The sequence below is a fragment of the Clostridium ljungdahlii DSM 13528 genome, from assembly GCF_000143685.1.
GTDB classification, from domain to species: domain Bacteria; phylum Bacillota; class Clostridia; order Clostridiales; family Clostridiaceae; genus Clostridium_B; species Clostridium_B ljungdahlii.
Window position 1 is genome coordinate 2072969 of record NC_014328.1, and the last position, 25737, is coordinate 2098705.

The window sequence follows — 25737 nt, forward strand, 5'->3', positions numbered from 1 at the left end:
GATTATTTTTTAAGGAGAGACTCTTTAAATATTGAGAGCCTCTCCTTAAAAATAATTTTATTGCTTTAAATCTATACGATTTCTTTACTATTAGAATTAGTTTCCTTAGTATTGCAGCAACTTCCTTTTTTATTGATACCCATCATCATGGGTATCATAAAGATCATCATTATTGGACATAAAAAAGGTGTTATTCTTTCAATTACACTACCAGCGCTAGGGTTTAGTTTCGTTATAATTGGTAATAATCCTATGATAATTATAGGTAATCCACAGCAGATAGCCATATGCAGCGTATGCTTTAATGAACTATGATTATGAGTTCCTTGTTTTTCTTTCTTATTTCCATGAGAATTCATAGTATATCCCTCCAAAGTAATTTTAATAATTTTTATCGTAATTGAATTATACAGTGTACATATAAAGAAGTTATGAAGAAATTCAGAAGTTATAAAAATTAATTATTGAAGGATTTTCTTACATAGCAGTGCTAACTAGACTTTCAGTTGGAACTTTGTTTAGATCATTGGTACAGTCCTCACAGTATGAAGTGAAAACTTGAATCAGATGGAGTTTAGAACTCAACATGATTTTTAGTTAAACGAATCCAGTGACGTAGTTACTCTTTACCTCCGATTTGAAAAAGAGGAGAGTATTACAGCGGGTAGTCATTTGATAAATACATTTAATAGATATAATATTACATAATAGTTGTGTAGAAGTTATGAAGATGTATATTTTGATTTTAAATGAGGAGGAGATATTAAAGAAAAAGATAAGGAAAAAGCCTTAGTGAGTGGGGCGTTAAAACAAAGTTTTCTTTATTATATTTATAAAAGAAAATATAGATAAATGTCATGTTTACTATTTTATTTTTTGTGATTAACGTAAAATGTGTATTTGATTTATAATAATTTGAGAAATAGTTATATAATTAAGATGCAATAAAGTAAATTTATAAACTCAATAAGATAGGAGAATATAATATTTGAATAATTGAATATAGTAGGCGGAGGAAAACATATGAAGAAGAATTCATCACAAAAAGAATTTAAAAAATTAAAAAGTCAAATTAATAATATTGAAGAGATTGTATATTATTCAAAACCAGGAGCACTTATAGAACATGAAAGTTCCATAAGAAAAAAGCTTGTTAAACTTAAGGAAATGAAAAATGAAGGATTAAAGGACTTTGAAGATGTATATGAAAGCTATGAAGAATTACTGAAAAATGTATCAAAGAGAATACTTGACAGTTACAATAAGAAGAACAATACACACTTTGCTTTTTATGAAATTATAAAAGAAAATTACAATGCTTTTTTGAATTCAGGCATAATGACAGTACTTACTAAAAATCATATACCTAAATTAATTGCTGAAGAGTTTGAAAAGACATTTCCTGATAATCCCAAGGATGAATATATTGAGACTAGACACATGAAGCGAAAATTCTATATTCATCTAGGGGATACGAATACAGGTAAAACTTATAATGCTGTAGAACGCCTCAAAACAGCGAAGAAAGGGATATATTTATCACCACTTAGAATTCTTGCTTTGGAAAATTTCGAAAAGTTAAATAAGGAAGGTATAATTTGTGATTTATTAACTGGTGAAGAAGAAGTATTAAAGATAGGCTCAACTCATATCTCCTGTACAATAGAAAAGCTTAATTTAAAGGAGCACTATGATATAGCTGTGATTGATGAAATTCAAATGATTAGTGATAAACAAAGGGGAATGGCATGGAGCAGGGCTTTATTAGGGTTAAAATGTGATGAAATTCATATATGTGGAGCTCTTAATGCTAAAGACATAATAAAAACAATTATAAATGATTGTGAAGATGAGTATGAGATAAAAGAATATAAAAGAAGTATTCCTCTAGAAGTTGAAAATAAGAAATTTAATTATGATGACATCAAGGAAGGTGACGCTGTTGTAGTTTTTTCTAAAAAAAGAGTGCTGGAGATAGCACAGAGATATTCAAGTAAGGGCATTAAAGCCAGTATGATATATGGAGATTTACCTCCAGAAGTTAGAAAAATGCAGTATGAACAATTTACAAATAAGGAGACAAAAGTGCTAGTTACAACTGATGCAATAGGTATGGGAGTCAATTTACCTATTAGAAGAATTATTTTTATAAATATAAAAAAGTTTGATGGCGAAGAAGTACGGGAACTTACATCACAAGAAGTAAAACAGGTAAGTGGACGTGCGGGACGAATAGGTATTTATGATATAGGTTATGTAGCTAGTGCTGGAGATACTCAAGATTTTATTAAATCCAAATTAGAAGCTGGAGATGAAAAAATAAAAAGAGCAGTTATTGGACCATCAGATGCAATATTAAAGATTAAAAGTTTGCCTTTAAATGAAAAATTAGCTTTGTGGGGGACTAGAGAAGAAAAACTAGATTATTATACAAAGATGGACATCAGCGAATATATATTGATTTTAGATAAGATAAAAAAATATAAGCTAAAAGAAGAAGATCAGTGGAATTTATTGAAGGTTCCCTTTGATGTTTCAAGAGAAGATTTAATGAATGGGTTTTTGGAATACGTAGATGAATTATTTATAAATAAACAAGATAGTTTATTTAAACCACAATGTTTTGTGGGTAATTTAGATGACTTGGAAATATATTATCAAAAGATAAATATGTATTATTCATTTTCTAAAATATTTAATTTGAAATTTGATGTTGACTGGGTTTACAGTGAAAGAATAAAAGTGAGTGAGGAAATAAATGAAATATTAGTTAGAATATGATTTCAGCGAAAATGCTTAGGCATACAATAGAATTTTACAGAAACTTATTTAGATAAAATCAAGATATTATAAGTACTTGATCTATTTTAACAAATGCAATTCGTAATCTGAAATTAAATAAAAAATATTACATTTTTTATAAAAGGTACATTATGAATTGCAGTTTAACAAGTCATGAACTCTTTTAAAGGCAGCAAGTAACATAAATTGAGGATGGCGATATTGGGATTTTTAATATGCATATAAATTTAAAAGTGTAAAACTATAATTTTCCTATAAATATAGTTTATAAATGTGTGACAAACAATAATTAATAATGATTAGACCAATAGTATTTTAAATGTTAGAATGATTCAGTAAATGTGAATAAATAGTATAGAGTTGTCTACAAAGTTACATGATATAAAAAGATTACTCAACAGCTGTTAATTTTTTTAAACTATAAAAGTTAAAAATATTATAAATCCATTTTTAAACAAAATTGTCAATTGTTTAACACGTAAATAAAAGTGTTTACGAAGGAGGTTTGCATTGAGTATTAATGTAAATATTATTTCTGGATTTTTAGGAGCTGGAAAAACTACATTTTTAAAAAAAATCCTTCCTAATATGAAAGGTAAAATTGCTTTAATTGAGAATGAATTTGGTGATATTGGCATTGATGGAGACTTAATTAATGACAAACTACCTATTAAAGAAATCTATGCCGGTTGTATTTGTTGTAGTTTAGTAAAAAACTTTAAAGATAGCATAGAGGAATTAGCGTTAGAATATAAACCTGAACATATATTTATAGAACCATCTGGTGTAGGAAATTTATCAGATATCGTAAGGGTTTGTGGGAAAATTTCTGAAAATTCAAATTGTGATATAAGAATAAATCATCTTATAACTATTGTAGATATAAGTGCATTTGATGATTATTTAGAGAATTTTGGTGGATTTTATTTAGATCAAATTCAAAATGCCAATATTATCTTTTTAACTCATATGGATAGTATAGATGACGAAAAAGTGGAAGAAGTAATTTCCAAAATAAAATTAAATAATGAAAAAGCATATATCCTTAAGGATAATTGGTATTCTTATGAGAGTGAAAAAATAATTGAAATATTAGATACAATTGAAGATTTTGAAATTGATTTAAAAGAAGAAACTGTATCAACACCTGCAGATAAAGTGTTCAGTACTTTATCTATAGACAGGCCCAAAACTTTTCTAGAGAAGGATATAGATAAAATATTAAGTTCTCTGAAAAGTAAGGATTATGGTTATATTTTAAGAGCTAAAGGAATTTTAGAGCTTGATACAAAAAGATTTATTTATTTTGATTTCACTCCACATCATTTTCAGTGGAACCATGTGGAAGAATTTAAAGAGGCTAAAGTGGCTTTCATTGGAAATGAACTAAAAAAACAAAAAATATTACAATGTTTTACAAGTAGGCATGTATCTAAAGTTTTAAGCAGATATCCAAAATTTTAAACAGGTATATTTAATCTATAATTTTTATTCGAATAAGCAAATTCTATCTGAACTTAAGAATCACTTGATATAAAATGCTAAGTTTTGGTCATTTACTAACTTAATAAGGAGGGATTAACATGAGTAAAATTATTGACTTTAATTGTACGTATGATAATTCTGTAGGAATTAATGAAGAGGTTACAGAAAAAACAGGCTTACATTTCCCAGAAGCCTATAAGCATTGGGATAGCATGGCTATGTTGGCAGAAGAATTAAAGAAATATGATAACGCAAATTTTTGTGGCTTGCCATTCTGTCATACCGTTGAGGGAGAAGCTATGGGTGGCATAATTAATCTTGGAAATGAAAAAACAGGTCCAAGAGCAAAAGATTATATTTGCACAAAAGCAGAAGAGATATTAAATCTACCTGAAATCGATTACTCGAAAGGCCGTATATCAGAGGTTCTAAAAGCTTGTAAATATTTGCGGGATAAGGGAGAGAATGTTCTTCTATATATTTCAGGACCATTTACAATTATGAATGTTTTAATTGATCCGCGTCATGTTTTTAAGTTATTTAGAAAAGAACCAGATACTATGAAGGCTATTTTTGATAAATTCCAAAAGGAAACATTACGCTTTGTTGAAGAGGCTAAAAAAGCAGGAGTTAACATGATTAGTTATGCTGATTCTTCTGGAGGATTAAATATTTTAGGACCAAAGTATGCTGAGCAGACTGTAGAAATGTTTACTTATCCATTATTAAAAAATATTGAAAAAATGATTGATGATGAAATGATAGTATTACTTTGTCCTAAGACTACGTTTGCATTATTAGGGACAGATAAAGCTGTGTGGAAGGATATTAATTTAGGAGGATCTATAAAATATTCTGAAGCTTGTGAAAAAGTTATGGGGCAAGCAAAATTTGTTGGACAAATGTGTATTAAAAATAAAGATTTTGAATTAAAAGATGGAATAATCAAAACAATTGCTTTACTTTAATTATTAATATAAAAAATTAAAAAAATGTGGAGGATAAAAAACATGCACAAGAATGATAAAATGACGCCAAATGAAAGATTAGCTGCATTTATGACAGGAAAACCAATGGACAGAATTTTAGCTATGCCAGTTGCTTGTTCTATGTCTGGATTAGCACTTGGAATGACTCATAAGGAAAAAAGAAGTAGTGCTTTAAATGAAGCAAAAGCACAGATTGCTTGCTATGAAAGATTTGGCAACGACTTAACTATTGTTGAATATGGATTGCATGGTGTAGGTTCAGCTTTAGGCAGTGAAATGAGTGACCCAGAAGACTCAGTACCAGCAATTGTGAAATATGCTTTAGAAGATTTGAATGATGTAGATAAATTAGATATGTCAAAATTGGAACCAAAAAATGATAAAGCATTCCAATTACATTTAGAAGCTGCACGTATCATAATGGATGAAATAGGGAATGAAGTTCCAACTGGAGTATTAATATCTGGGCCTTTTACTGCTGCTGCAAGTATTTACAAAATAGAAAAGTTGCTTAGAGCAACTAGAAAAAATCCTGAAAAACTTCATCAACTAATTAAATTCTGTAATGATGCATTAAAAATGATTTGCAGGGAGTTTATAAAAGCAGGTGTTCTTATTTTATTATGTGATCCTATTGCGTCAGGAACTATTCTTAATAAAAAGCAATATTTAGAGTTTGTTTTACCATATACGCAGGAATTAATGAAAGAGATTCATGAGGCAAAGGGAATGGTTTGTTATCATATTTGTGGAGATACAACATCAATTGTAGGAGAAATGGTTAAATCAGGCTGTGATATGATGAGTATAGATAATAGAGTAGATTTAGCATATACAAAACAAGTAGTAGGAGACAAAGTGCCTATACTTGGAAACGTAGATCCAGTAGAAGTATTGATTTTAGGAAATACCAATGATGTAGACTCAGCAGTAAAAAATTGTATGCAAAAAGCTTATGACAGTCCTTGTGGATATATTTTGGCATCAGGCTGCGACCTTTCAGGTGCAGTTCCACTAGAAAATATTGATCAGTTTATGGCTTCTGCTAGAAAATATGGAAAGTGGCCACTAGATCCAAAAAATTTCTCTTAGAAGATAAATCGATAATTTAGGAAAAAATGGAGGGAAAACAATGGCATTATCAAAAGAAGAATTATTAAAAAGATTATCTGATGGTGTATTTGAAATGGAAGAGGAAGATACAATTGAAGCAGCTAAGGAATATGTAGAAGCAGGATATGATATACTTGATGGTATTATGGAAGGTCTTGTAGATGGTATGAATCATGCAAGTAAATTGTATGAGGAAGAAGAATATTTTGTTACGGATTTATTATTATGTTCAGATGCAATGTATGAAGGTTTAGCAATTTTAAGACCTCACCTTCCAGCAGATGAAGTGGATAGAGAAAAACCAAAGGGAGTAATTGGAGTTGTAGAAGGAGATACTCACGATATAGGAAAAAATTTAGTAAAAATCATGTTAGAAACAGCTGGATTTGATATGATTGACTTGGGTAGAGATGTTCCACTTCAGAGTTTTGTAGATAAAGCTAAGGAAGTTAATGCTTCATTTGTTTGTATGTCAACCTTGATGACAACAACAATGAATGGAATGAAAACTGTTATAGAGTTATTAAAGGAAGCTGGAATAAGAGAAAATCTTAAAGTTGTTATAGGAGGAGGTCCTATTTCAAAGAAGTTTTCTGATTTGATTGGAGCAGATGGGTATTCTGCTAATGCAACTGAGGCTGTTAAATTAGTAAAAGGATTACTTAATATAGCATAGAAAGAGGTGAAGGCTGTGTTGTCACCAAAAGAGCGCTTAGACAAAGTTTTTAGTGGAGAAAAGGTTGATAGACCACCATGTATTTGTCCTGGAGGCATGATGAATATGGTCACAACAGAGTTAATAGAAGAAGTAGGAATAAAGTTTCCTGAAGCACATATGAGTGCACAAATGATGGCTGGTTTATCAGAAGCAGTGTATGAAAGAGGCTGCTTTGAGAATTATGGAGTTCCATTTTGTATGACCATTGAGGCGGAAAATTTTGGAGCAAAGGTTGATATGGGAACAAAGATTTATGAGCCTCATGTTGTAGAATATTCAATTGATTCTGTTAAGGAATGGAAGAAGATTTCTCAAATTAACTGTACAGAAGGAAGAGCAAAGGTAGTTATTGATGCAATTAAGTTGTTGAAATCAAAGAGAAATGATGTTCCTATTATAGGTAATTTAACGGGACCTATTAGTACAACAAGTTCTATAATGGAACCTTCTACCTTTTATAAAGAATTAAAAAAAAGCAATAAGGAAGCACATGAATTTCTTAATTTTGTTACAGATGAATTAATTAAATTTGCAAAAAAACAAATGGAAGCAGGTGCTGATATAATAGCTATTTCTGATCCTAGTGGTACAGGAGAAATTTTAGGACCAAAATTATTTGAAGAATTTGCTGTTAAATATATTAATAAAATTATTGAAAGTGTAAAAAAAGAGAATAAAGGTACAATTGTGCATATATGTGGACAAATGAAGAAGGTATATTTAGAAGTAAATAAGGTAAAAAGTAATGCTCTAAGTTTTGATTCTATAGTTAACATGAGTGATGCAAGAAAAAATTTAAAAGACAGGGTGTTAATGGGGAATGTAAGTACTTATGCAATTGAATTTGGGGAAGCAAAGAAAATTGCAGAACTAACTGAAAAGTGCGTAAAAGATGGATCTAATATTATATCTCCAGCTTGCGGACTTGGAATGAAATCTCCTTTAAAAAATGTAAAGGCAATGTTAAAATATTTATCAAAGGAAGATGGAGATAGTAATGACTAAGATTTCTATTAAGTCACAGAATAAAAGCTTTGAATATACACCTGATAAAAATTTGTTGCAAATTTTACTTGAAAATGATGTTTTTGTGGATAATCCATGTAATGGAAAAGGGTTCTGTGGAAAATGCAAAATCAAACTTTTAGAAGGAAATTTACCTGATATCGGAGAAACAGAAGAGAAACTTTTAAAAAAGGAAGAAATTGATTCAGGTATAAGACTTTCTTGCTTTGTAGTACCGCAAGAAGATATCGTAATTGAAATTTTACAAAAAGAAGGAAAACATGACATACTTACAACAGGTTATACGCCTGATTTTGAGTTTAATCCTTTAATTCATAAAGAGGTTTTTGAAATAGAAAAACCTACATTAGAAAATCAAGGTTCCTTTGAAGAACTTATATGTAAAACCTTTGATGTTGAAAAATTTGATTGGAGATTACTTCAGCAGCATGAATTTATAACTGGAGAAGTTACAGGAGTTTTTAATGGAAGAGAATTAATTGCAATTGAGTGCGGCGATACTACAGATATTCTCTATGGAGTTGCAGTTGATATTGGAACTACAACTGTTGTAACAGCATTAATTGACATGAAGACAGGTAAAGAATTAGCTGCAGCTTCAATGATTAATGCTCAAAAGAACTTTGGATTGGATGTTTTAACTAGAATAACCTATGAAGTGGAGCATCCTGAAGATGGAAAAGAAAAACTGCAATATGCAATTGTAAATTCTATTAATGAGATGATTGGAGATATATGCAATAAATCAAAAGTAGATAGAAAAAACATTTATGAGATTTCTATTGCAGCAAACTGTACAATGATGCATCTTCTGCTAGGAATTGATGCTACATCTATTGGAATGTCTCCGTATTCACCAATATTTACAAAATCAAAAAATATATTGGCAAAAGACATTGGGTTAAAGGCAGCACCAGGTGCTAGATTATACTGCCTTCCATCAGTTTCAGCTTATATAGGTGCAGATATTGTGGCGGGGGCATATGTTTGTCAGCTTCATAAAGCTAAGGAAAATGTCCTATTTATAGATATTGGAACTAATGGAGAAATTGTTTTATCCAATCATGGAAAGCTGTTATCATGTTCTTGTGCAGCAGGTCCAGCTTTAGAAGGAATGAATATTAGTTCTGGCATGAGAGCAGCAGAAGGTGCAATTGAGGATGTAAAAATTACTGAAAGTGGAGTTGAAGTTCAGGTTATTGGGGATCAAAAGCCAATAGGAATATGTGGAAGTGGTATATTAGCTGTTGTAAAAGAGCTGCTTCGTACAGAGCTTGTAAAAAAGGATGGAGCATTTATAAAGAAAGAAAAGTTAGAGGAATCAGATTATCGATATGATATGATTCAATTGGATGGCAGAAAACGACAGTTTATTTTAGAAAGCAGTCCAGATCAAATACTAATTACACAAGGAGATATTCGTCAAGTGCAATTAGCAAAAGGCGCTATTCTTTCAGGTTTTTATGCTTTATTAAGAAAGGCTAACATTGATATGGATAATCTTGATAAAGTTATTGTAGCAGGACAATTTGGAGCTCACTTATCAGCTGACAGTTTGGTAGGAATAGGAATTTTACCAGAAAAGGTTGAAGATAAGCTAGTATATGTAGGAAATTCATCTAAAACAGGTGCATATATGGCTCTTATGTCTGCTAATGTAAAAGAAGAAATTGAACAATTAGCTCATCAAATAGATTATATGGAATTAGGTGCATCCGAAGGTTATGAAAAACTTTTTGCTGCATGCCTTATATTCCCTGGTTAGAATGTAAATATAAGTCCTCTCAAACTAAAAATTTGGGAGAACTATTTTTTATATGTTAATGTAATAGCCCCTTTAATTATTGGGTGGGCTAATTTTGAAAATAGAAATTCTATAATTTTATTGTATTATATGAGAAAAATATCTTTTAGGGATATATCCTTTTTTAATTCCTTCTGTTACAAGCAAGTAGGTGGCTGTAGTATCAAACCTGGCATCATGAAAATTTCCAGTACCATTAAAGTATTTTTTACTTACAGCATTTATGTATGGATTTTCTATATGAAGAAATCTTACAACCTCTTCAAGTCGTGGAGCCTTGCATTTATTGTATCTGTTTTTAAGGTTACATATATTTTTATAGTAATTCATAGTGCAAAAGGTATGTTTGATGTTTAATATTTCATTGCAATTTTTAAATTCAGAAGATAGAAATTTAATATCAAAGTTTACATTATGGCCTATTAAAATATCTGCATTTTGAAAGTCATTTAAAAATTCATCTAAATGATCTTTAAAGTTCATACCGCTGCTTAGCTTGTACAAGGTTTCCACAGTAAAACCGTGTACTTTTTCTGCACTAGGCTCTATATAATCAACAGCAAAGAAAATATTTTTACCTATGGTTTTGGTTGGCTTTGCACTGGTGTCAACAAGAATGTAGCTTAGTTGGCATATGTTTCCTGGCCTTAAACCAGTTGTTTCTGTGTCAAAAAATATCATGTTCATTCAAAGACGTCCTCCTAAATTTAAGCTATATCCATTATAACATTATAGTGAGTTATACTTGCGCAATTAATAAAATTAATGGTAAAATTATTATAGGGCAAAAGAAAATAATGCATATGGAGGGGTACTATGAGAAAAAAACATAATAGAAGAGCTTCTATTGCAATAAGAATATTGTTAATGTTAGTGGGAGCGTGCTTGGATGCAGTAGGATTGAAGTTCTTTTTGATACCAAATGATGTTATTGATGGAGGAATAAGTGGTATATCCATTATGGTAAGTCACTTTACATCAATACCTCTTGGAGTATTTATACTATTATTTAATATTCCTTTTATCATTATAGGATACAAAAATATTGGCAAAGATTTTACAATTGCCACATTTTTTTCAGTAATTTCACTTTCAGTTATGACATCAGTATTTAATCCTAAAATAGGGGTAACAAATGACCCACTTCTTGCAGCTATATTTGGGGGTATAATACTTGGAATAGGTGTAGGACTTATGATAAGAAGTGGAGGGTCATCGGATGGAACGGAAATTGTAGCTATATTTTTAGATAAAAAAAGTGGTTTTTCTGTTGGTGAAATAGTAATGTGTTTTAATGTATTTATACTTGGGAGTGCAGGTTTTGCATTTGGATGGGACAGAGCAATGTACTCATTAGTAGCTTATTTTATAGCATCTAAAGCTATAGATGTAACTTCTCAAGGAATTGATGAGTCAAGGTCAGTTATGATAATTTCAGACGAACATGAGGAAATAAAAGATAGGATTTTAAAAGAGTCAGGACGAGGAATAACTCTTATAAAAGGAGAAGGGGGCTATTCTAATCTCCCTACTAATGTGATTTTTGTAATAGTGTCACGACTTGAGATATCACGCTTGAAGTCCATAGTAAATGACATAGATGATGATGCCCTTATAGTAATGCAAAGTGTGGAGGTTTCAGGAAAGAATTTTCAAAAATAAGTACCAATTTGTTTTAAGTATGTAGTTTCACATAGTTAAAACAAATTTATAAAGATTAGAGGGATTGGCTAATACATTTGACCGATCCCTTTTGTGATTAAAATTATTTAATACAATCTAGTGCTTGTGAAATATCAGAAATTAAATCTTCCTTGTCTTCAATGTCGTAGCTTATATGGATTAACTCTGCTGGAACACCATGTGTATGAGCAGTATTTGCAAATTTCTCGATATCTAGTACGGTAAGAGCAGGATTAGTAATGGTTTTACCAATGCCTGGTCTGTAGCCTGCCTGTACACATTTTGTATTCATTCTATAATTAGTCATTTTATTACATCTTTTCTTGAAGATAATAATATAAATATTATAATTTTAATATTCAATCACTTCAAATGAAAATTGGTATAAGAGTTTTCAAAAGTAAATATAGAGTTTTTAAATGAAAAATAAACTTATACTTCGAATATTTTTACAATCACAAGTACGGCTAAATATTTTGATAAGTCTAAACAGAATAAATAGAAAATTTAAGAAAACCTAAGGCTTTTTCAAAACTCGTACCTCAGATAATTCAAAAGGCCTAAATTTTTCTACAAATTTTCTGTCAAGACTTATATACAAAATATTTAAATGTACTTGTTTATTGTGAAATATTTCTATGCATAAGTTTATTTTCAAGTTAAAAACTCCATAGGAAAAACAACTTAATGCTTATTTGTACTCTGTATGGGTAGAAGTTTCATTTTTTCCATAAGGGCTGTTTTTTATGGCTTTATTTTTTACATTTTTAGTATAATTTTTAGATGTAGGAGATTGTGTATTACTGTAATTTTTACTAGAAGAATTTTTCTTACTCATAATATTACCTCCATCATATAATAAGTTTGTGGTCAGCTAAATGATTCTCATAAACTTGTTTATCTTTACATTTTAGTATAGATAATAAAGTATTTGTGCTATTTGTTATGAGATAATTTTGATCTTTTTGTATATTTTTTGCCATTTGAATGAGATCCTATCTTTTTACCGTGTTCAATACCTATTTCAGATCCTGCTTCAGAGTGCATTTTTCTCATCTCAGCATTAGACTTAGGCCTATCTTTCATCCTATTTTTATTGTTATCCATACAAGTCCCTCCTATAAATGATAAGCTTAAATATATAAAAAATAAAAAAGCAAATACTATGATATGCTCCCTTTATGGTAGACAGTTAAAATAATAAAACTGTTTCCATAAAGGGGGTATATTTTTATGGGTAGAAAAGAAAAAGTTACAGTTGATAGGAAGATAGCAGCTGTTAAGGATTACCTCATAGGTAAAAAAAGTTGCATGCAAATTTGTTTTGAATTAGAAATTACTAAAGGTTCATTTAGACAATGGGTTAGAAAATATCAATTAAATGGAGAACTAGGGCTGCAATGTTATAAGAAAAATACCTATTATCCTGAATCCCTTAAATTGCAGGCTGTCTCTGATTATGAAAGAGGAGCAGGATCGTTAAATAATTTATGCAACAAATACAATATTTCTAGTCATGGTATTCTCCAACGATGGATAAAAAAGTATAATGATCATAATAGAGTTAAGTCTCATAACTCAAAAGGAGATAGTACTATGATCATTGGAAGAAAAACAAACTATGAAGAAAGAATTGAAATAGTATCATTCTGCATTAAAAATAACGATAATTATCAACTAGCATCAGAGAAATTTAATGTTTCGTATCAGCAAGTTTATGCTTGGACATCTAAGTATAAAGAAGGTGGTGTAGAAGCCCTTGTTGATCGACGTGGAAAAAGAAAAAGTCTGGAGCAACTAACAGAAACTGAAAAACTTGCTGCTCAAATTAAATTGCTTGAGGCTGAAAACAAACGATTAGAAATAGAAAATAGCTTCTTAAAAAAATTAGACGAGGTGGAAAGGAGGCGAGATGGGAAGACAAATACATAGCTATTAGAGAATATAGTGAAGAAAATAAAATTTCGATATCTCAACTATGTGAAATTGTAGGCGTAGCCCGTTGTTCATACTATAAATGGTTGAAGCGCATAGAAAGTATGTCAGATAAAGAAAATGCTACAATAATTAAAATTATGATTGAAATCTACTCTGAAGTTCAAGGTATATATGGGTATAGAAGAATGAATTTGAATATAAATAGGATACTTAAAAAGAAGTATAATCATAAGCGAATTTATAGATTAATGAAGTCTATTAACATGAAATCTGTAATTCGCAGGAAGAAAAAAAACTACGTTCCCAGCACTCCTCAAGTCACTGCCGAGAATATACTGGATAGAGAATTTCATGCTGATAAGCCAAATAAAAAATGGCTTACTGATGTAACCGAATTTAAGTTAACTGATGGAACAAAAGCTTACTTGAGTGCTATACTTGACCTGCACGATAATAGCATTGTTTCCTATGTTCTTGGACATTCAAATAATAACCATCTTGTTTTTCAAACACTTGATAAAGCTATTGAAGCTAACCCTAATGCTAGTCCACTCTTTCATAGTGATAGAGGCTTTCAATATACTAGTAAATCTTTTAAGAAAAAATTAGATAATATCGGGGCCGTTCAAAGCATGTCTCGTGTTAGTAAATGTATTGATAATGGTCCTATGGAAGGATTTTGGGGAATTATAAAAGCAGAGATGTACTATCTAACAAAGTTTCATAACTTTGATGAATTACAATACTCAATCGATAAGTATATAAATTTTTATAATACAGAAAGGCTACAAGAAAAACTTAAAGGTCTGACACCAATAGAATATCGGAATCAGACCCTAGTCTGTTAATTTTTGTTTTTTTACCTGTCTACTTGACAGGGAGCAGTTCACTATAAAGGTTATTGCTTTCCTTATAGTATTTACTTAAGTTAAGTATTTTATTAATATTAAAATTTAAAACTTATATATTATTTACTTAATTTTTGCAGTTTAAGAACATTGCAAAGCAAAACTTCGCAAGTTAAGAATTAATAATGAAAAGTTAATCAAGGATTTTTTGTAGTGTAACGGAAAAAATTCACATTAACTATTAATTCTTCATTCTTAACTATTAATTAAAATTCTATGCGTGCGAAAATTGAGTTATTTATTATTTTTCCTACCATAAGGGCATATATACACACACATGCCGCAGACAGGTACTTGTTTGTTATGCTCCATTTCATTAAAATAGCTGTCACATTTTTTTACATCAAATCTTTTTTCACGATCTTCACCTTCTATATAATTTTTACCATAGAATGCTTTCTGCGGACATATTTTCACGCAGGCCATACATTCACCGCACTTTTGTTCTATTTCTTTACCTGTAGGGTTTAATGGTAAATCAGTTAATATACTTACCCATCTTACTCTCGGACCATGTTTTGGGGTAATCAGTAAACAGCTTTTGCCTATCCATCCAAGTCCTGCTAATCTTGCTGCAAGTTTATGTGAAAAGGCTGCATTTATATAATCACTATTTACTCTTTCTGCTGCAGATATAGGCAAAGCACTATAACCCTTTCTTATTATATAAGAACTTATTATAGAGGCTATATTATCTAACCTAGCATTTATAGTTTTATAACAATTTTCATATTCTAATTTTGCAATATCGTTGGAGTCATCATTTAAATGATCTACAATAGTAGATGGAAACACAATACCTAATGAAATAGCTCTTGGATAACCTTTTACAAGAGATCCCCCATATTTTACAAGTTCATTTTCATATTTACTTATATCTGCAACTCCATAATAATCTATCATAAAATTATTCAATATTTTTTGTATATTATATTCCAACATAAGTATGTCCTCCTTTATAATATGGTACTTTTAACCTATTATTTATCTCTTAATAATATCATAATTTTTATGATAGAATGTAAAATTCATAAAATTAAATTTATCCGATGGCTAGCTACTGGATAATTCATCTAAACTTAGTGGAAGAAATAAAACTTCCACTAAGTAAGATTCATTGATAATTGCAGAACTATTTTGCTAAATTATCAAAAAATATATGCGCTTTTTAGAAAAGCGTGGTATAATATGAAGAAAAAATTATTAATTTAGGAGGTAATTGATGGATAACAAGGAAACAAATGAAAAAGTACATAAGGAATATGCTGCCCTTGAAACTGTACCACAGAGTGAAAGAACAATAAGTTTTTTGGACATGCTCACAACCTGGATTGGTGCCAATGCAAACAACGGAACCTGGTATGTTGGAGGAGTTGTAGCAGGGGCTACTTTTGGTGGAGCTGTGCTGGTAACTTTGGTTTCAAATCCTATTGCCTATATAATAATGGCTTTAATAGGGTTTATAGGCTACAAAGTTGGAACATCTACCATGGCACTTACAAGACCATCTTTTGGTGTTAGAGGAAGCTTTCTACCATCTGTCCTCAACATAACTCAATTTATTGGCTGGACAGCTGTAAATACTTTTATAGCTGCAATTTCTATAAGCTTTATATTAAAAGATATATTTGGGCTTCCTGCTTATGGCTCAAATGGAAGTGAAAAGACGATGCTTATAGGAATTGCTGTAATGAGCATACTTCATCTTATATCTATTGCTACAGGGCATAAGTCTGTAAAAATGGTAGAAAAAATAGGAGTTATATTTATATTAATTTTAGGAGTATGGGAAACGGTAGTTGTTTTAAAACAGGTTCCTTTAAGTAAAATTATAGCTTGGAGACCTCCTTCTGGAAAGGTTATGGACATTGGTTCTGCTTTTGATGCTATGGCTGCTTTTAGTTTAGGATGGGTTCCTGCTATTGCAGATTTTACAAGATATAGTAAGAGTAAAAAAGCATCTACAGTAGCTCCTATAATTGGAGCAAATGTTGGATTATTTTGGTTTGCTTTTGTAGGCATAATTGGAGCAATAGGTACAGCAGTTACAACAGGAGTATATGATCCTAACAATTCTGATCCAAGCACTATTGTAAGCAAGCTTGGCCTTGGAGTTATAGCACTTTTAGTTATTATATTGACGAGTACTACAGCAAATGCAATAAATCTTATGGGAGCAGGAATTTCTGTTACAAATTTAAATAAAAAAATAAAATCACAAACAGCTCTTTTTGGAGTAACGATACTTGCAGCTTTGTTAACTATTGTTCCAATTTATGCTTCTAGTTTTTTGGACTCCTTTGAAATGTTCCTTGATTATATAGGCATGGTATTTGGACCTATTTTTGGAATTATGATAACAGATTACTATTTGGTTAGAAAAAAACAGTATGCTGTAGAACAATTTGATGATGAAAAAGGTAAGTATTGGTATAAATCTGGATTTAACCTTGTTACCATTAGTGTGTGGATAATTTCTGTCATTATATTTTTATTTATGAAGAATTTACCTATGTTTACCAAAACCATAGGAGCCATTTATCCTATAATTATAATTTCGGCAATTTTGTATTTTATAAGTAGCAAAATATTTTTAAAGAACAAATAATATAGGAAGGAAGCACAGCATGTTAATAAAAAATGTAAGACTTAGAAATAAAGATGGAATATATGATATTTTAATTGAAGATGGAGTTATAAAGGAAATTTCTAAAAATATAGCAAAAGAAGACAAAAACATAATTGAGGGGAATGGAAATTTAGCACTTCCACCTTTTGTTGAACCCCATGTTCACCTTGATACTACTCTCACTGCAGGAGAGCCAAAATGGAATATAAGTGGAACTCTTTTTGAAGGAATAGAAACCTGGGCACTTAGAAAGAAAATGCTTACGGAAGAAGATGTTATAAAAAGAGCTACAACTGCGCTTAAATGGCAGATAGCAAATGGAATACAGTATGTAAGAACACATGTAGATGTTACAGATCCAGAGCTTACAGCATTAAAAGCTTTAATTAAAGTAAGAGAAGCAATGAAAGAATTTGTAGATATACAGATAGTCGCTTTTCCACAGGAGGGCATAAATTCTTTTCCCTGCGGATTAAAACTTTTGGAGGAAGCATTAAAGCTTGGTGCAGATGTAGTAGGGGCTATTCCACATTTTGAATTTACAAGAGAATATGGCGTGGATTCTGTAAAAAAAGCATTGGAGCTTGCAGTAAAATATGATAAACTGGTTGATGTCCACTGTGATGAAATTGATGATGAGCAGTCTAGATTTGTGGAAGTAGTTGCAGCAGAGGCATATAAGTACGGAATAGGAGAAAAGGTTACGGCAAGTCATACTACTGCTATGCATTCTTATAATAATGCATATGCTTATAAACTCTTTAGGCTTTTAAAGATGTCAAATATAAATTTCATATCTAATCCTATAGTAAACACCCACCTTCAAGGAAGATTTGATACTTATCCTAAGAGGAGGGGAATTACAAGAGTTAAAGAGATGATAGATGCAGACATTAATGTATGTTTTGGACACGATGATATATGTGATCCATGGTATCCAATGGGAACAGGTAATATGCTTCAGGTACTTCAAATGGGTATACACGTATGTCAACTCATGGGTTACGATCAGATTGTAAATTCTATTGATCTCATAACGAAAAATAGTGCAAAGACAATGCATATTGAAGATGATTATGGAATAAAAGAAGGAAATACTGCTAATCTCATTATACTCAATGGAAAAGATGAATATGATGTTATAAGAAAACAATCAGAGGTGCTGTATTCCATAAGAAAGGGAAAAATACTCTCAAAAACTGAACCTAAAAAGACAGATATTTATGTGGATGGGGAAGAGAGAATTACCTTTGATATAAATAAGTAGTATTATTTTTTAAATAAATATAGTGTTATTTCAAAAGTAAAAGAACCTAATAAAAGTATAAATTAGGTTCTTCTACTTAATTGTGTGTAAGATAAGTTATTTTCCTTTATTCCTATGATAAAATAGAGGTATATTTAGAAATGTAAAGGAGAAGTCTTAATGGAGTATGAAGGAATAGTATCTATATGGCTGGCAAAATGTGAAGATATTAAAGATTTACAGCATTATCTTCAAGTGAATTATTCTAATTTTGGTGACTATTTAAATTCTAAGTTTGAAAAAAATTTTAACGTTGAGTGTTTTGATGAGGAACTAAAGGAAATAAACTTTATTGAAAGAGATTCGGATTTGTTTTCTGATATAATGAAAGATCAATCTTTTTCACAAAATATTATTTCAGATTATAGCAAAAAGTTTTCAGATAAACTGGATAGAAAGTATAACTCAATTATATTATTATATAATTTTAATTATGATGGTTCTATAGGAGAAGATCAGGACAACAGTGTATATGTAAAATTTATTGGAAGTTTTAAATATAGAACATAGAAATATAAAGGTGTTATTCATAAGAAAAATTTTCTACAATTGTTTGATTTATTTAATGGATTGCTTGGATAGTATTTATGTTTTAGGTCATACTATATATATAACTTAAATATATAATATATATATTGAAAGGGGAATTTAATTATGGATGCACCAAAAATGGAAGTTAAATGTGGCGTTGATTGTTGTCACTATTGGAAAAATAACTGCTGTAATGCTAAGTCTTTGGAAGTTAACCCAATGCAAGGTAAAGACCCCGACACTAGTGATGATACTTGCTGTACAACATTCAAGCCGTCTAAGTGAGAATTTTAGAAATAACTCCGGTTTAGGTTTAAACCGGAGTTATTTCTTTAGAGGTTTACCTATTAATATGAAGAGATAAAGAATGCTGTAAAGTCAGTTAAGTGATAATTAGAGGGAAGATAAAATATTCAATTATATATAGGTATTTATTTATGATAAATATAATATTATACAATTATACTTATGATAGACTATGTGATATTATGGAAACATAGTAAATATTAATATTTTATGTCGCTTATGGCGGCAAGATGGGGGTAAAAAATGATTATTAGTGCAAGAAATCAAATAACAGGGAAAACTGAATCTGTTAAGGAAGGTGCAGTAAATGCAATTGTTACTTTAAAGGCCGATGACGGAAATACAATTACTTCTACTATTTCAATGGCTGCAGTTAAAGATCTTGGACTTGCACCTGGAGTCAAAGCAAAAGCTGTTATTAAAGCCACGTCTGTTATGATGGCTGTATAAATTATATAAAATTTTTGCAAGCTACATAAGGTTGTTCCAAAAGTAAGTAAAAGTCCTTGAGAATTTCAAAGATACAAATGTGTGTTAGAAATTCTAAAGGACATGATATTTTATCAGATAACTACTCATTCTAATACTCCCACTTCTGCAAGTGGGAGTAAAGAGTGACTATGTCCCTGGATAACGATTTCTAAGCATCAGGTGGAGTTAAAACTCCATCTGATGCCAAGAACTCTGTTTATAGTTCATGGCATATCTTTATAAAATCTTTCATAGCACTCGTCAATAACTTATTCTTGTGATATACAATAGATAGTTTCCTATTAAAATCCATATCTTTTATTTTCAGTTCTCCTAGAGAACCTGAGGCAATATGATCTTTGATTAGTTGAAAAGGCAGTACAGCAAATCCAATATTATTTTCGGCTACATTAATTAAGGCTGTGGTGCTTGTATTTTCCCAAGAGGGATTGAAAAATAATCCAATTTCATTCATTCTTAATTCAAACCATATAGTGCATTTGTTTTTCTATTGAAATTTTAGCTGGTTCTATTGGTACGCCATTTCTTATACTGTCTCCCATAGGGCATGTTTTTTCAACAAATTCAACTAGTTCTTTTACTTTATTTTCTGGAGAATCAGTTCTTATGTTAACGTTAAATCTTATGTCCTGATATCCAGGTCTTGAGGTAGAAGAATCTGGAGAGGTATTTGAATCCATATCACCTTCAAGTTCTATTGATAAGTATTTTATATTTACTCCATATTTATCTGCACAGGATGCTATAGACATTGCCTGACATCCTCCTAAAGTACATAATAAAAGTTGGGCAGGGTTCATACCTTTATTGGTGCCGCCGGATTGTTTAGTTTTATCTAGCAATACTTTAAATCCACCAGAATGTGCTTCTACTGCTATTCCATCTTTTTTTTCAACTACAGCTTTTACGGTTGTAAGTGGCATTAAAATCACTCCCTTCAAATATAGTATTTCAAAATAAAATTAAATTATTATGGTGATTCTAATTTGAAGAAGTATTATACTAAAAAGTATAATTTACATAGAGGAAGTGGTATATTTGAAAATTGTAATATTAGATGGATATGTACTAAACCCAGGTGATTTAAGTTGGTCATCTCTAGAGAAGCTTGGAGATTTAACTGTCTATGACAAAACTATATTTGATAATAGCAATGATGATCTTATAATTGAAAGAATTAGGGATGCAGAAGTAGTATTTACAAATAAAACTCCAATATCTGAAAATGTATTTAAAAGTTGTCCTAAATTAAAATATCTTGGAGTATTTGCAACAGGATATAATGTTGTAGATATAAAGGCATCAAAAAAATTTGGCGTTGTGGTGACAAATATTCCAAGTTACAGCACAGATGCTGTAGCACAAATGGCAGTATCACTTTTGCTTGAACTCACAAATCATGTATCAATTCACAATAAGGCTGTAAAGGAGGGACAGTGGAATGAAATTGGAGAATGGTGTTTCTGGAAAAAACCGCTTATGGAATTAGGCAGTAAGACAGCAGGAATAATAGGATATGGAAAAATAGGGCAAGCAACTAGCAAGATAGTTCAGGCTATGGGAATGAAAGTGCTTGCATATAATAGACATAAAAATAAGGTATTGGAGAGTGAAAATGTAAAGTATGCAGAGCTAAATGATGTATTTGAAAAATCAGATGTAATTTTCCTCCACTGTCCATTAACTGAAGAAACTAAGGGTATAATTAATAGTAAATCTATAGAACATATGAAAGATGGAGTGATAATAGTAAATAATGCTAGAGGTCCTTTAATTGTAGAAGAGGACTTAGCTCATGCATTAAATATTGGAAAAGTATATGGTGCTGCATTGGATGTAACTTCTAGAGAGCCTATAGAAAAAGAAAGTCCTCTTTTAAAAGCAGAAAATTGTATAATTACTCCACATATTTCCTGGGCAGCAAAGGAAACGAGAGAAAGACTCCTAAATATTGCTGTGGAAAACTTAAAAAATTTTTTAGAAGGAAATCCTATAAATGTAATCATACTTTAGGTGGATTGCATTTATAACAATATTATTTAAGGGGAAATTGATAGTGTCTAAAGTTGTAGAAAGATTTGTAAAGTATGTAAAGTATGATACTAGATCCGATGAAAATTCCACAACAGTTCCCACTACGCGGGGGCAGTTAGAGTTAGCTAAGGAATTATCAAAGGAATTAAAGAATATTGGCATGGAAGATATCTGCTTGGATGAGCATGGATACATAACGGCAACACTTCCCGCAAACATTACTAAAGATGTACCAGTAGTAGGGTTTATTGCCCATATAGATACTCATCCTCAAGTTTCAGGTGCTAATGTAAAACCTAGGTTTATAGAAGCCTATAATGGTGAAGATATAATTTTAAATGAGGAAAAAAATATAGTACTTTCTCCCAAATATTTTCCAGAGCTAAAAAATTATATAGGACAAACCTTAATTACATCAGATGGAACTACTCTTCTTGGAGCAGATGATAAAGCGGGTATAGCAGAAATTATTACTGTTGTAGAGTTTTTAATACAAAATCCTAAGATTAAGCATGGGCCTATAAGAATAGCATTTACTACAGATGAAGAGGTAGGAAAAATAGGAGAATATTTTAATGTAGAAAAATTCAAGGCTGATTTAGCCTATACGATAGATGGAGAATCTATTGGAAGTTTAAAATATGAAAACTTTAACGCAGCAAGTGCTAAAATAACTATAAATGGCAAAAATACCTATACCGGTGAAGCTAAAGGGAGAATGGTAAATTCATTGAGAATTGCAACAGAGCTTATGAATATGTTTCCGGAAAAAGAGACCCCTGAAAATACAGAGGGAGTTGAAGGTTTTTATCATCCTTCATTTATTAATGGCAAGGTAGAAAAGACAGAAATCCATTATTTAATAAGAGATTTTGATAATAAAAATTTTGAAAAAAGAAAAAATTTTATTTCTAATGTAGTACAAACTATAAATAAAAAATATGGTAAAGACACAGTGATGCTTGAAATAACTGAGCAGTATAGAAATATGAAAGAAAAAATTGAACCGGAAAAATATATTGTGGATATAGCTATTCAAGCTATGAAAGAAGTAAATGTATTTCCAGATGTAACACCACTAAGGGGAGGAACAGATGGAGCTAAGTTATCTTATATGGGACTTCCCACACCAGATATATTTAATGGTGTTCATAATATCCACAGCAAATATGAATATATCTCAACTTATTCTATGGAAAAATCTGTAGAAGTGATATTGAAAATAATTCAATTATTTACAGAAACATAAAAAGTGTTTGGGAGCAGAGAAAAATGTTATTAAATTATAAGTACAATAATACTAAATTTTTAATTCCAAAAAAGAAATGTAAGATTATAGACAGAGAAAAGGTTTTAAGTAGGCTAGATGAAGTTTTGGAAACTAAGCTTACAATTATATCTGCAGCAGCAGGTAGTGGAAAAACTACTTCCGTTATTTCATGGATATACTCAAGAAAACTAAATCATAATACAGTATGGATTTCTTTAGATGAAAGGGACGACAATTTAGATATTTTTTGGAGATCAATTATTACAGCTATTGAAAAGTTTAAAAATAATGATATGGATTGCAAACAAGCAGATCTTATCCAAGACCAAGACATATCAAGTGAATCGGCAGTAAATATGGCATTAGCTAGTATTTCATCTGTAAATAGGGATTTAATACTTGTAATAGATGATTTACATTTTGTAAAGAATGAGGATATACTTGTGGAAATAAAACATTTTATTGACGGTATTTCTGATAATATTCATATTATAATAACAAGTAGGACAAAGCTGAGCATAAATATTTCTAAGTTAAGGTTGGATGGAGAAGTAACGGAGATAGGTAAAGAAGATCTTAGTTTTTCATTAGAAGAGACAGATGAGTTTATAAAAACCAATATGGAAATTACAATGCCAAAGGAAAGTGTACAAATATTAAATAAGTATACAGAGGGCTGGATAGCAGGAATTCAAATGACGGTATTATCTATAAAAGAAAGAAAAAATGTAACGGAAATGAATGAAAAATTTATTGAAAGTAATAAGTATATTCAGGATTATTTCTGTGAAGAAATTTTTAATAGGCAATCAGAAGAAATTAAAGAGTTTTTATTAAAAACGTGTATTTTAGATGAATTAAATATTGAGTTATGCAATGCTGTTAGCTGCATGGAAAATAGTCAGCAAATTTTAGAAAAAATATATGATAAAAATTTGTTTATTAATAAATTGGATTATGATGGAAAATTATTTAAATATGATATACTTTTTAAGAAATTTTTAATGAGTAAAGCAAATGTTATAAATAAGGAAGAAATGCGTGAAGCTAGCAATAAGGCCGCTAAATGGTATGAAAATAATGGACGTATAAATAATGCTGTTAATCAGTATATAAGCATAGAAAACTATGAGCAAGCAATAGAAGTAATTGAAGATAAATGTATTAAGGAGACTTTTACCAATGAATATTTTTATGTAGAAAATTGGTTAAAAAACATACCACAAGATGTTATTGTAAAAAATGCTAGGTTTTGTATCATATATATGTATACGTATATATATGATGACATCAATTATAAGAAATATTTAGAGTTTGCGGAAAAAGCACTGCAGAGTTGTACTGATGAAGATTACAAGAAAGAATGCTTAGGTATATTGTATATTATTAGAGGAGATAAAAGTTATATCGAATTAGATTATAAAAAAAGTATTTCATATTATGAAAATGCTTTGAATTATTTAGGAAAAGACATGTTTTGGCATACAATAATAAATCTAAAATCAGGTATAGTATATTTTTATATACAGGATTTTGTTTTAGAAGAAAAGTTTTTTCATGAATCAATAATTTTAAGTCAATCCTATAAGGATAATACTTTGTATTTAATGACTAATAGAATAATTATTTTTGCAAAGTTACTTAAAGGAGAATTAAATGAATGCGAAAATATATGTAATACATGCTTAAATAGCACTATAAGTAATGATTTAGAAAAATCTTCACTGATGTCAATTTTTTATGTAGCACTAGCACTAGTGTATTATGAAAAAAATTATATTATAAAAGCAGAGGAGTACGTATTTAAGGGATTAGAGCTTGTTGAAGAATGGGATTTTTATACGGCATTTATAGGGTATTATGTATATTCTGGAGTAGCCCTCAAAAATAATAAGAAGAATCAAAAGAGTGAATTAAATAAGATTTATGAAAAAGTACAAGAATTATCTAAAAAATATAAGAACAATAAGTTAGCAGATAAATACTATTTTTATAAATTAAAAGATCATTTCAAAGTGCTGGAAATGGAGAGGTTTATAGAGTATGGCAGAATTAAATGTGTAGAAAAGTATATTGCAAAAAGGGATTTTAAAATTGCAGAAGAACTTGTTGTGTTTTCTAAAATACTCATGTGTAAAGGGAAAAATGAAGATGCATTAATGTTATTAAATAAGATTTTAGCTTCTGATAAAGAAAAAGATAACAAGAATTTAATTATAAGAGCCTATATTTTTAGATCAGAAATTCTTTCACAAAAGGATCAATACGAAAATGCCACAAAGGATTTAAGACAAGCTTTAATAATTGGATATAAGAGTGGTTTTGTCAGGTTATTTTTAATAAAGCAGACAAAGGCAAGAAAAATCTTGATAAAAACTATTAAGTCTATGAAATTTAACAAGGATTATTATGAAATGGGGGATTATTTAAATAAAATACTAAGTTTGTATTCAACTAAGGAAGATAGCCAAATAATAAGTAAAAGAGAAAGAGAAGTGTTAATGCTAATAGAAAAAGGAGCCAAAAATTCAGAAATAGCAAAGAGATTATTTATTACAGAAAGTACTGCTAAAAGTCATATATTAAACATATTTAGCAAACTGAGTGTGCGAAATAGAATTGAAGCTGTAGCGAAGGCAAAAGAGATAGGGATTATTTAAGAGAAGGTTATGTGAAAAGTTTTATATAAGAAACTTTTCACAT

26 protein-coding genes are annotated in these 25737 nt (G+C 30.1%); 18 read left to right on the forward strand and 8 right to left on the reverse strand.

What is annotated here, in order from left to right:
• Positions 1 to 71: 71 nt before the first annotated feature.
• Positions 72 to 359 (reverse strand): hypothetical protein, encoded by a 288-nt coding sequence (locus CLJU_RS09345; RefSeq protein ID WP_013238560.1) that lies wholly within the window; start codon positions 357 to 359, stop codon positions 72 to 74.
• 664 nt (positions 360 to 1023) lie between these two features.
• Between CLJU_RS09345 and CLJU_RS09350 the strand changes: the two genes are divergently transcribed.
• From CLJU_RS09350 to CLJU_RS09380, 7 genes are all read left to right on the forward strand, one after another.
• Complete coding sequence (locus CLJU_RS09350) at positions 1024 to 2781, forward strand: helicase-related protein (protein WP_013238561.1); 1758 nt, start codon at positions 1024 to 1026, stop codon at positions 2779 to 2781.
• Positions 2782 to 3312: 531 nt separating this feature from the next.
• A complete protein-coding gene (locus tag CLJU_RS09355) occupies positions 3313 to 4266 on the forward strand; it encodes a GTP-binding protein (RefSeq protein ID WP_013238562.1) in 954 nt (317 codons plus the stop codon).
• 119 nt (positions 4267 to 4385) lie between these two features.
• Positions 4386 to 5255: a methylcobalamin--coenzyme M methyltransferase gene (locus CLJU_RS09360; protein WP_013238563.1), complete on the forward strand. Its 870-nt coding sequence runs from the start codon at positions 4386 to 4388 to the stop codon at positions 5253 to 5255.
• A 42-nt stretch (positions 5256 to 5297) separates the two neighbouring features.
• On the forward strand, positions 5298 to 6368 hold the full coding sequence (locus tag CLJU_RS09365) for a uroporphyrinogen decarboxylase family protein (protein WP_013238564.1): 1071 nt from the start codon (positions 5298 to 5300) through the stop codon (positions 6366 to 6368).
• Positions 6369 to 6408: 40 nt separating this feature from the next.
• Positions 6409 to 7065: a corrinoid protein gene (locus CLJU_RS09370; protein WP_013238565.1), complete on the forward strand. Its 657-nt coding sequence runs from the start codon at positions 6409 to 6411 to the stop codon at positions 7063 to 7065.
• A gap of 15 nt (positions 7066 to 7080) precedes the next feature.
• Entirely contained in the window at positions 7081 to 8112 is a 1032-nt protein-coding gene (locus CLJU_RS09375) for a methylcobamide:CoM methyltransferase MtbA (RefSeq protein ID WP_013238566.1), read from the forward strand.
• On the forward strand, positions 8105 to 9898 hold the full coding sequence (locus tag CLJU_RS09380) for an ASKHA domain-containing protein (protein WP_013238567.1): 1794 nt from the start codon (positions 8105 to 8107) through the stop codon (positions 9896 to 9898). The genes CLJU_RS09375 and CLJU_RS09380 overlap by 8 nt, the downstream gene beginning before the upstream one ends.
• 117 nt (positions 9899 to 10015) lie before the next feature.
• Here CLJU_RS09380 and CLJU_RS09385 read toward each other — a convergent pair whose 3' ends face one another.
• Positions 10016 to 10624 carry a 3'-5' exonuclease gene (locus CLJU_RS09385; RefSeq protein WP_013238568.1) on the reverse strand — a complete coding sequence of 203 codons (609 nt, stop codon included), beginning with the start codon at positions 10622 to 10624 and terminating at the stop codon, positions 10016 to 10018.
• A 129-nt stretch (positions 10625 to 10753) separates the two neighbouring features.
• Between CLJU_RS09385 and CLJU_RS09390 the strand changes: the two genes are divergently transcribed.
• Positions 10754 to 11599: a YitT family protein gene (locus tag CLJU_RS09390; protein ID WP_013238569.1), complete on the forward strand. Its 846-nt coding sequence runs from the start codon at positions 10754 to 10756 to the stop codon at positions 11597 to 11599.
• A 103-nt stretch (positions 11600 to 11702) separates the two neighbouring features.
• Here CLJU_RS09390 and CLJU_RS09395 read toward each other — a convergent pair whose 3' ends face one another.
• The 3 genes from CLJU_RS09395 to CLJU_RS22030 form a co-directional block, all read right to left on the reverse strand.
• Entirely contained in the window at positions 11703 to 11927 is a 225-nt protein-coding gene (locus CLJU_RS09395) for a hypothetical protein (RefSeq protein WP_013238570.1), read from the reverse strand.
• Between the two features lie 384 nt (positions 11928 to 12311).
• Positions 12312 to 12458 (reverse strand): hypothetical protein, encoded by a 147-nt coding sequence (locus CLJU_RS22585; RefSeq protein WP_013238571.1) that lies wholly within the window; start codon positions 12456 to 12458, stop codon positions 12312 to 12314.
• 98 nt (positions 12459 to 12556) lie between these two features.
• Positions 12557 to 12727 carry a hypothetical protein gene (locus CLJU_RS22030; RefSeq protein WP_013238572.1) on the reverse strand — a complete coding sequence of 57 codons (171 nt, stop codon included), beginning with the start codon at positions 12725 to 12727 and terminating at the stop codon, positions 12557 to 12559.
• 126 nt (positions 12728 to 12853) lie between these two features.
• On the opposite strand from CLJU_RS22030, the gene CLJU_RS09400 reads away from it, so the two are divergent.
• Entirely contained in the window at positions 12854 to 13552 is a 699-nt protein-coding gene (locus tag CLJU_RS09400) for a helix-turn-helix domain-containing protein (RefSeq protein ID WP_013238573.1), read from the forward strand.
• Positions 13553 to 13554: 2 nt separating this feature from the next.
• A complete protein-coding gene (locus CLJU_RS09405; RefSeq protein ID WP_242825723.1) occupies positions 13555 to 14406 on the forward strand; it encodes an IS3 family transposase in 852 nt (283 codons plus the stop codon).
• Positions 14407 to 14700: 294 nt separating this feature from the next.
• On the opposite strand, the gene CLJU_RS09410 is transcribed toward CLJU_RS09405, so the two are convergent.
• Positions 14701 to 15408, reverse strand: a complete 708-nt coding sequence (locus tag CLJU_RS09410) for a 4Fe-4S double cluster binding domain-containing protein (RefSeq protein WP_013238575.1) — start codon at positions 15406 to 15408, stop codon at positions 14701 to 14703.
• 280 nt (positions 15409 to 15688) lie between these two features.
• Between CLJU_RS09410 and CLJU_RS09415 the strand changes: the two genes are divergently transcribed.
• From CLJU_RS09415 to CLJU_RS09430, 5 genes are all read left to right on the forward strand, one after another.
• The gene (locus CLJU_RS09415) at positions 15689 to 17074 is read left to right on the forward strand and encodes a cytosine permease (RefSeq protein ID WP_013238576.1); all 1386 of its coding nucleotides are present in this window, start codon (positions 15689 to 15691) and stop codon (positions 17072 to 17074) included.
• Between the two features lie 19 nt (positions 17075 to 17093).
• A complete protein-coding gene (codA, locus tag CLJU_RS09420; RefSeq protein ID WP_013238577.1) occupies positions 17094 to 18362 on the forward strand; it encodes a cytosine deaminase in 1269 nt (422 codons plus the stop codon).
• Positions 18363 to 18521: 159 nt separating this feature from the next.
• Complete coding sequence (locus CLJU_RS09425) at positions 18522 to 18911, forward strand: immunity 22 family protein (protein ID WP_013238578.1); 390 nt, start codon at positions 18522 to 18524, stop codon at positions 18909 to 18911.
• Positions 18912 to 19070: 159 nt separating this feature from the next.
• Positions 19071 to 19217 carry a DUF1540 domain-containing protein gene (locus tag CLJU_RS21620; RefSeq protein ID WP_338032507.1) on the forward strand — a complete coding sequence of 49 codons (147 nt, stop codon included), beginning with the start codon at positions 19071 to 19073 and terminating at the stop codon, positions 19215 to 19217.
• A 264-nt stretch (positions 19218 to 19481) separates the two neighbouring features.
• Positions 19482 to 19688 carry a TOBE domain-containing protein gene (locus CLJU_RS09430; protein ID WP_013238579.1) on the forward strand — a complete coding sequence of 69 codons (207 nt, stop codon included), beginning with the start codon at positions 19482 to 19484 and terminating at the stop codon, positions 19686 to 19688.
• Positions 19689 to 19926: 238 nt separating this feature from the next.
• Here CLJU_RS09430 and CLJU_RS09435 read toward each other — a convergent pair whose 3' ends face one another.
• Both CLJU_RS09435 and CLJU_RS09440 read right to left on the reverse strand, forming a co-directional pair.
• Positions 19927 to 20184 carry a LysR substrate-binding domain-containing protein gene (locus CLJU_RS09435; RefSeq protein ID WP_013238580.1) on the reverse strand — a complete coding sequence of 86 codons (258 nt, stop codon included), beginning with the start codon at positions 20182 to 20184 and terminating at the stop codon, positions 19927 to 19929.
• Between the two features lie 7 nt (positions 20185 to 20191).
• Positions 20192 to 20653 (reverse strand): OsmC family protein, encoded by a 462-nt coding sequence (locus CLJU_RS09440; RefSeq protein WP_013238581.1) that lies wholly within the window; start codon positions 20651 to 20653, stop codon positions 20192 to 20194.
• A 115-nt stretch (positions 20654 to 20768) separates the two neighbouring features.
• On the opposite strand from CLJU_RS09440, the gene CLJU_RS09445 reads away from it, so the two are divergent.
• Genes CLJU_RS09445 through CLJU_RS09455 form a run of 3 tightly spaced genes read left to right on the forward strand, consistent with a single transcriptional unit; the run spans position 20769 to position 25694 of the window.
• Complete coding sequence (locus CLJU_RS09445) at positions 20769 to 21743, forward strand: D-2-hydroxyacid dehydrogenase (protein ID WP_023161643.1); 975 nt, start codon at positions 20769 to 20771, stop codon at positions 21741 to 21743.
• A gap of 43 nt (positions 21744 to 21786) precedes the next feature.
• On the forward strand, positions 21787 to 23013 hold the full coding sequence (pepT, locus tag CLJU_RS09450) for a peptidase T (protein ID WP_013238583.1): 1227 nt from the start codon (positions 21787 to 21789) through the stop codon (positions 23011 to 23013).
• A 23-nt stretch (positions 23014 to 23036) separates the two neighbouring features.
• Positions 23037 to 25694 (forward strand): winged helix-turn-helix domain-containing protein, encoded by a 2658-nt coding sequence (locus tag CLJU_RS09455; RefSeq protein WP_013238584.1) that lies wholly within the window; start codon positions 23037 to 23039, stop codon positions 25692 to 25694.
• The last annotated feature ends 43 nt before the right edge of the window (positions 25695 to 25737 follow it).

What these genes read in the sequence shown, in the direction of transcription:
- CLJU_RS09400 (WP_013238573.1), top strand. Translation starts at nt 12,854, where the DNA reads ATGGGTAGAAAAGAAAAAGTTACAGTTGATAGGAAGATAGCAGCTGTT.
- CLJU_RS09370 (WP_013238565.1), top strand. Translation starts at nt 6,409, where the DNA reads ATGGCATTATCAAAAGAAGAATTATTAAAAAGATTATCTGATGGTGTA.
- CLJU_RS09415 (WP_013238576.1), top strand. Translation starts at nt 15,689, where the DNA reads ATGGATAACAAGGAAACAAATGAAAAAGTACATAAGGAATATGCTGCC.
- CLJU_RS09410 (WP_013238575.1), bottom strand. Translation starts at nt 15,408, where the DNA reads ATGTTGGAATATAATATACAAAAAATATTGAATAATTTTATGATAGAT.
- CLJU_RS09395 (WP_013238570.1), bottom strand. Translation starts at nt 11,927, where the DNA reads ATGACTAATTATAGAATGAATACAAAATGTGTACAGGCAGGCTACAGA.
- CLJU_RS09440 (WP_013238581.1), bottom strand. Translation starts at nt 20,653, where the DNA reads ATGCCACTTACAACCGTAAAAGCTGTAGTTGAAAAAAAAGATGGAATA.
- codA (WP_013238577.1), top strand. Translation starts at nt 17,094, where the DNA reads ATGTTAATAAAAAATGTAAGACTTAGAAATAAAGATGGAATATATGAT.
- CLJU_RS09430 (WP_013238579.1), top strand. Translation starts at nt 19,482, where the DNA reads ATGATTATTAGTGCAAGAAATCAAATAACAGGGAAAACTGAATCTGTT.
- CLJU_RS21620 (WP_338032507.1), top strand. Translation starts at nt 19,071, where the DNA reads ATGGAAGTTAAATGTGGCGTTGATTGTTGTCACTATTGGAAAAATAAC.
- CLJU_RS22030 (WP_013238572.1), bottom strand. Translation starts at nt 12,727, where the DNA reads ATGGATAACAATAAAAATAGGATGAAAGATAGGCCTAAGTCTAATGCT.
- CLJU_RS09345 (WP_013238560.1), bottom strand. Translation starts at nt 359, where the DNA reads ATGAATTCTCATGGAAATAAGAAAGAAAAACAAGGAACTCATAATCAT.
- CLJU_RS09385 (WP_013238568.1), bottom strand. Translation starts at nt 10,624, where the DNA reads ATGAACATGATATTTTTTGACACAGAAACAACTGGTTTAAGGCCAGGA.
- CLJU_RS09380 (WP_013238567.1), top strand. Translation starts at nt 8,105, where the DNA reads ATGACTAAGATTTCTATTAAGTCACAGAATAAAAGCTTTGAATATACA.
- CLJU_RS09390 (WP_013238569.1), top strand. Translation starts at nt 10,754, where the DNA reads ATGAGAAAAAAACATAATAGAAGAGCTTCTATTGCAATAAGAATATTG.
- CLJU_RS09435 (WP_013238580.1), bottom strand. Translation starts at nt 20,184, where the DNA reads ATGAATGAAATTGGATTATTTTTCAATCCCTCTTGGGAAAATACAAGC.
- CLJU_RS09365 (WP_013238564.1), top strand. Translation starts at nt 5,298, where the DNA reads ATGCACAAGAATGATAAAATGACGCCAAATGAAAGATTAGCTGCATTT.
- CLJU_RS09455 (WP_013238584.1), top strand. Translation starts at nt 23,037, where the DNA reads ATGTTATTAAATTATAAGTACAATAATACTAAATTTTTAATTCCAAAA.
- CLJU_RS09425 (WP_013238578.1), top strand. Translation starts at nt 18,522, where the DNA reads ATGGAGTATGAAGGAATAGTATCTATATGGCTGGCAAAATGTGAAGAT.
- CLJU_RS09350 (WP_013238561.1), top strand. Translation starts at nt 1,024, where the DNA reads ATGAAGAAGAATTCATCACAAAAAGAATTTAAAAAATTAAAAAGTCAA.
- CLJU_RS22585 (WP_013238571.1), bottom strand. Translation starts at nt 12,458, where the DNA reads ATGAGTAAGAAAAATTCTTCTAGTAAAAATTACAGTAATACACAATCT.
- CLJU_RS09360 (WP_013238563.1), top strand. Translation starts at nt 4,386, where the DNA reads ATGAGTAAAATTATTGACTTTAATTGTACGTATGATAATTCTGTAGGA.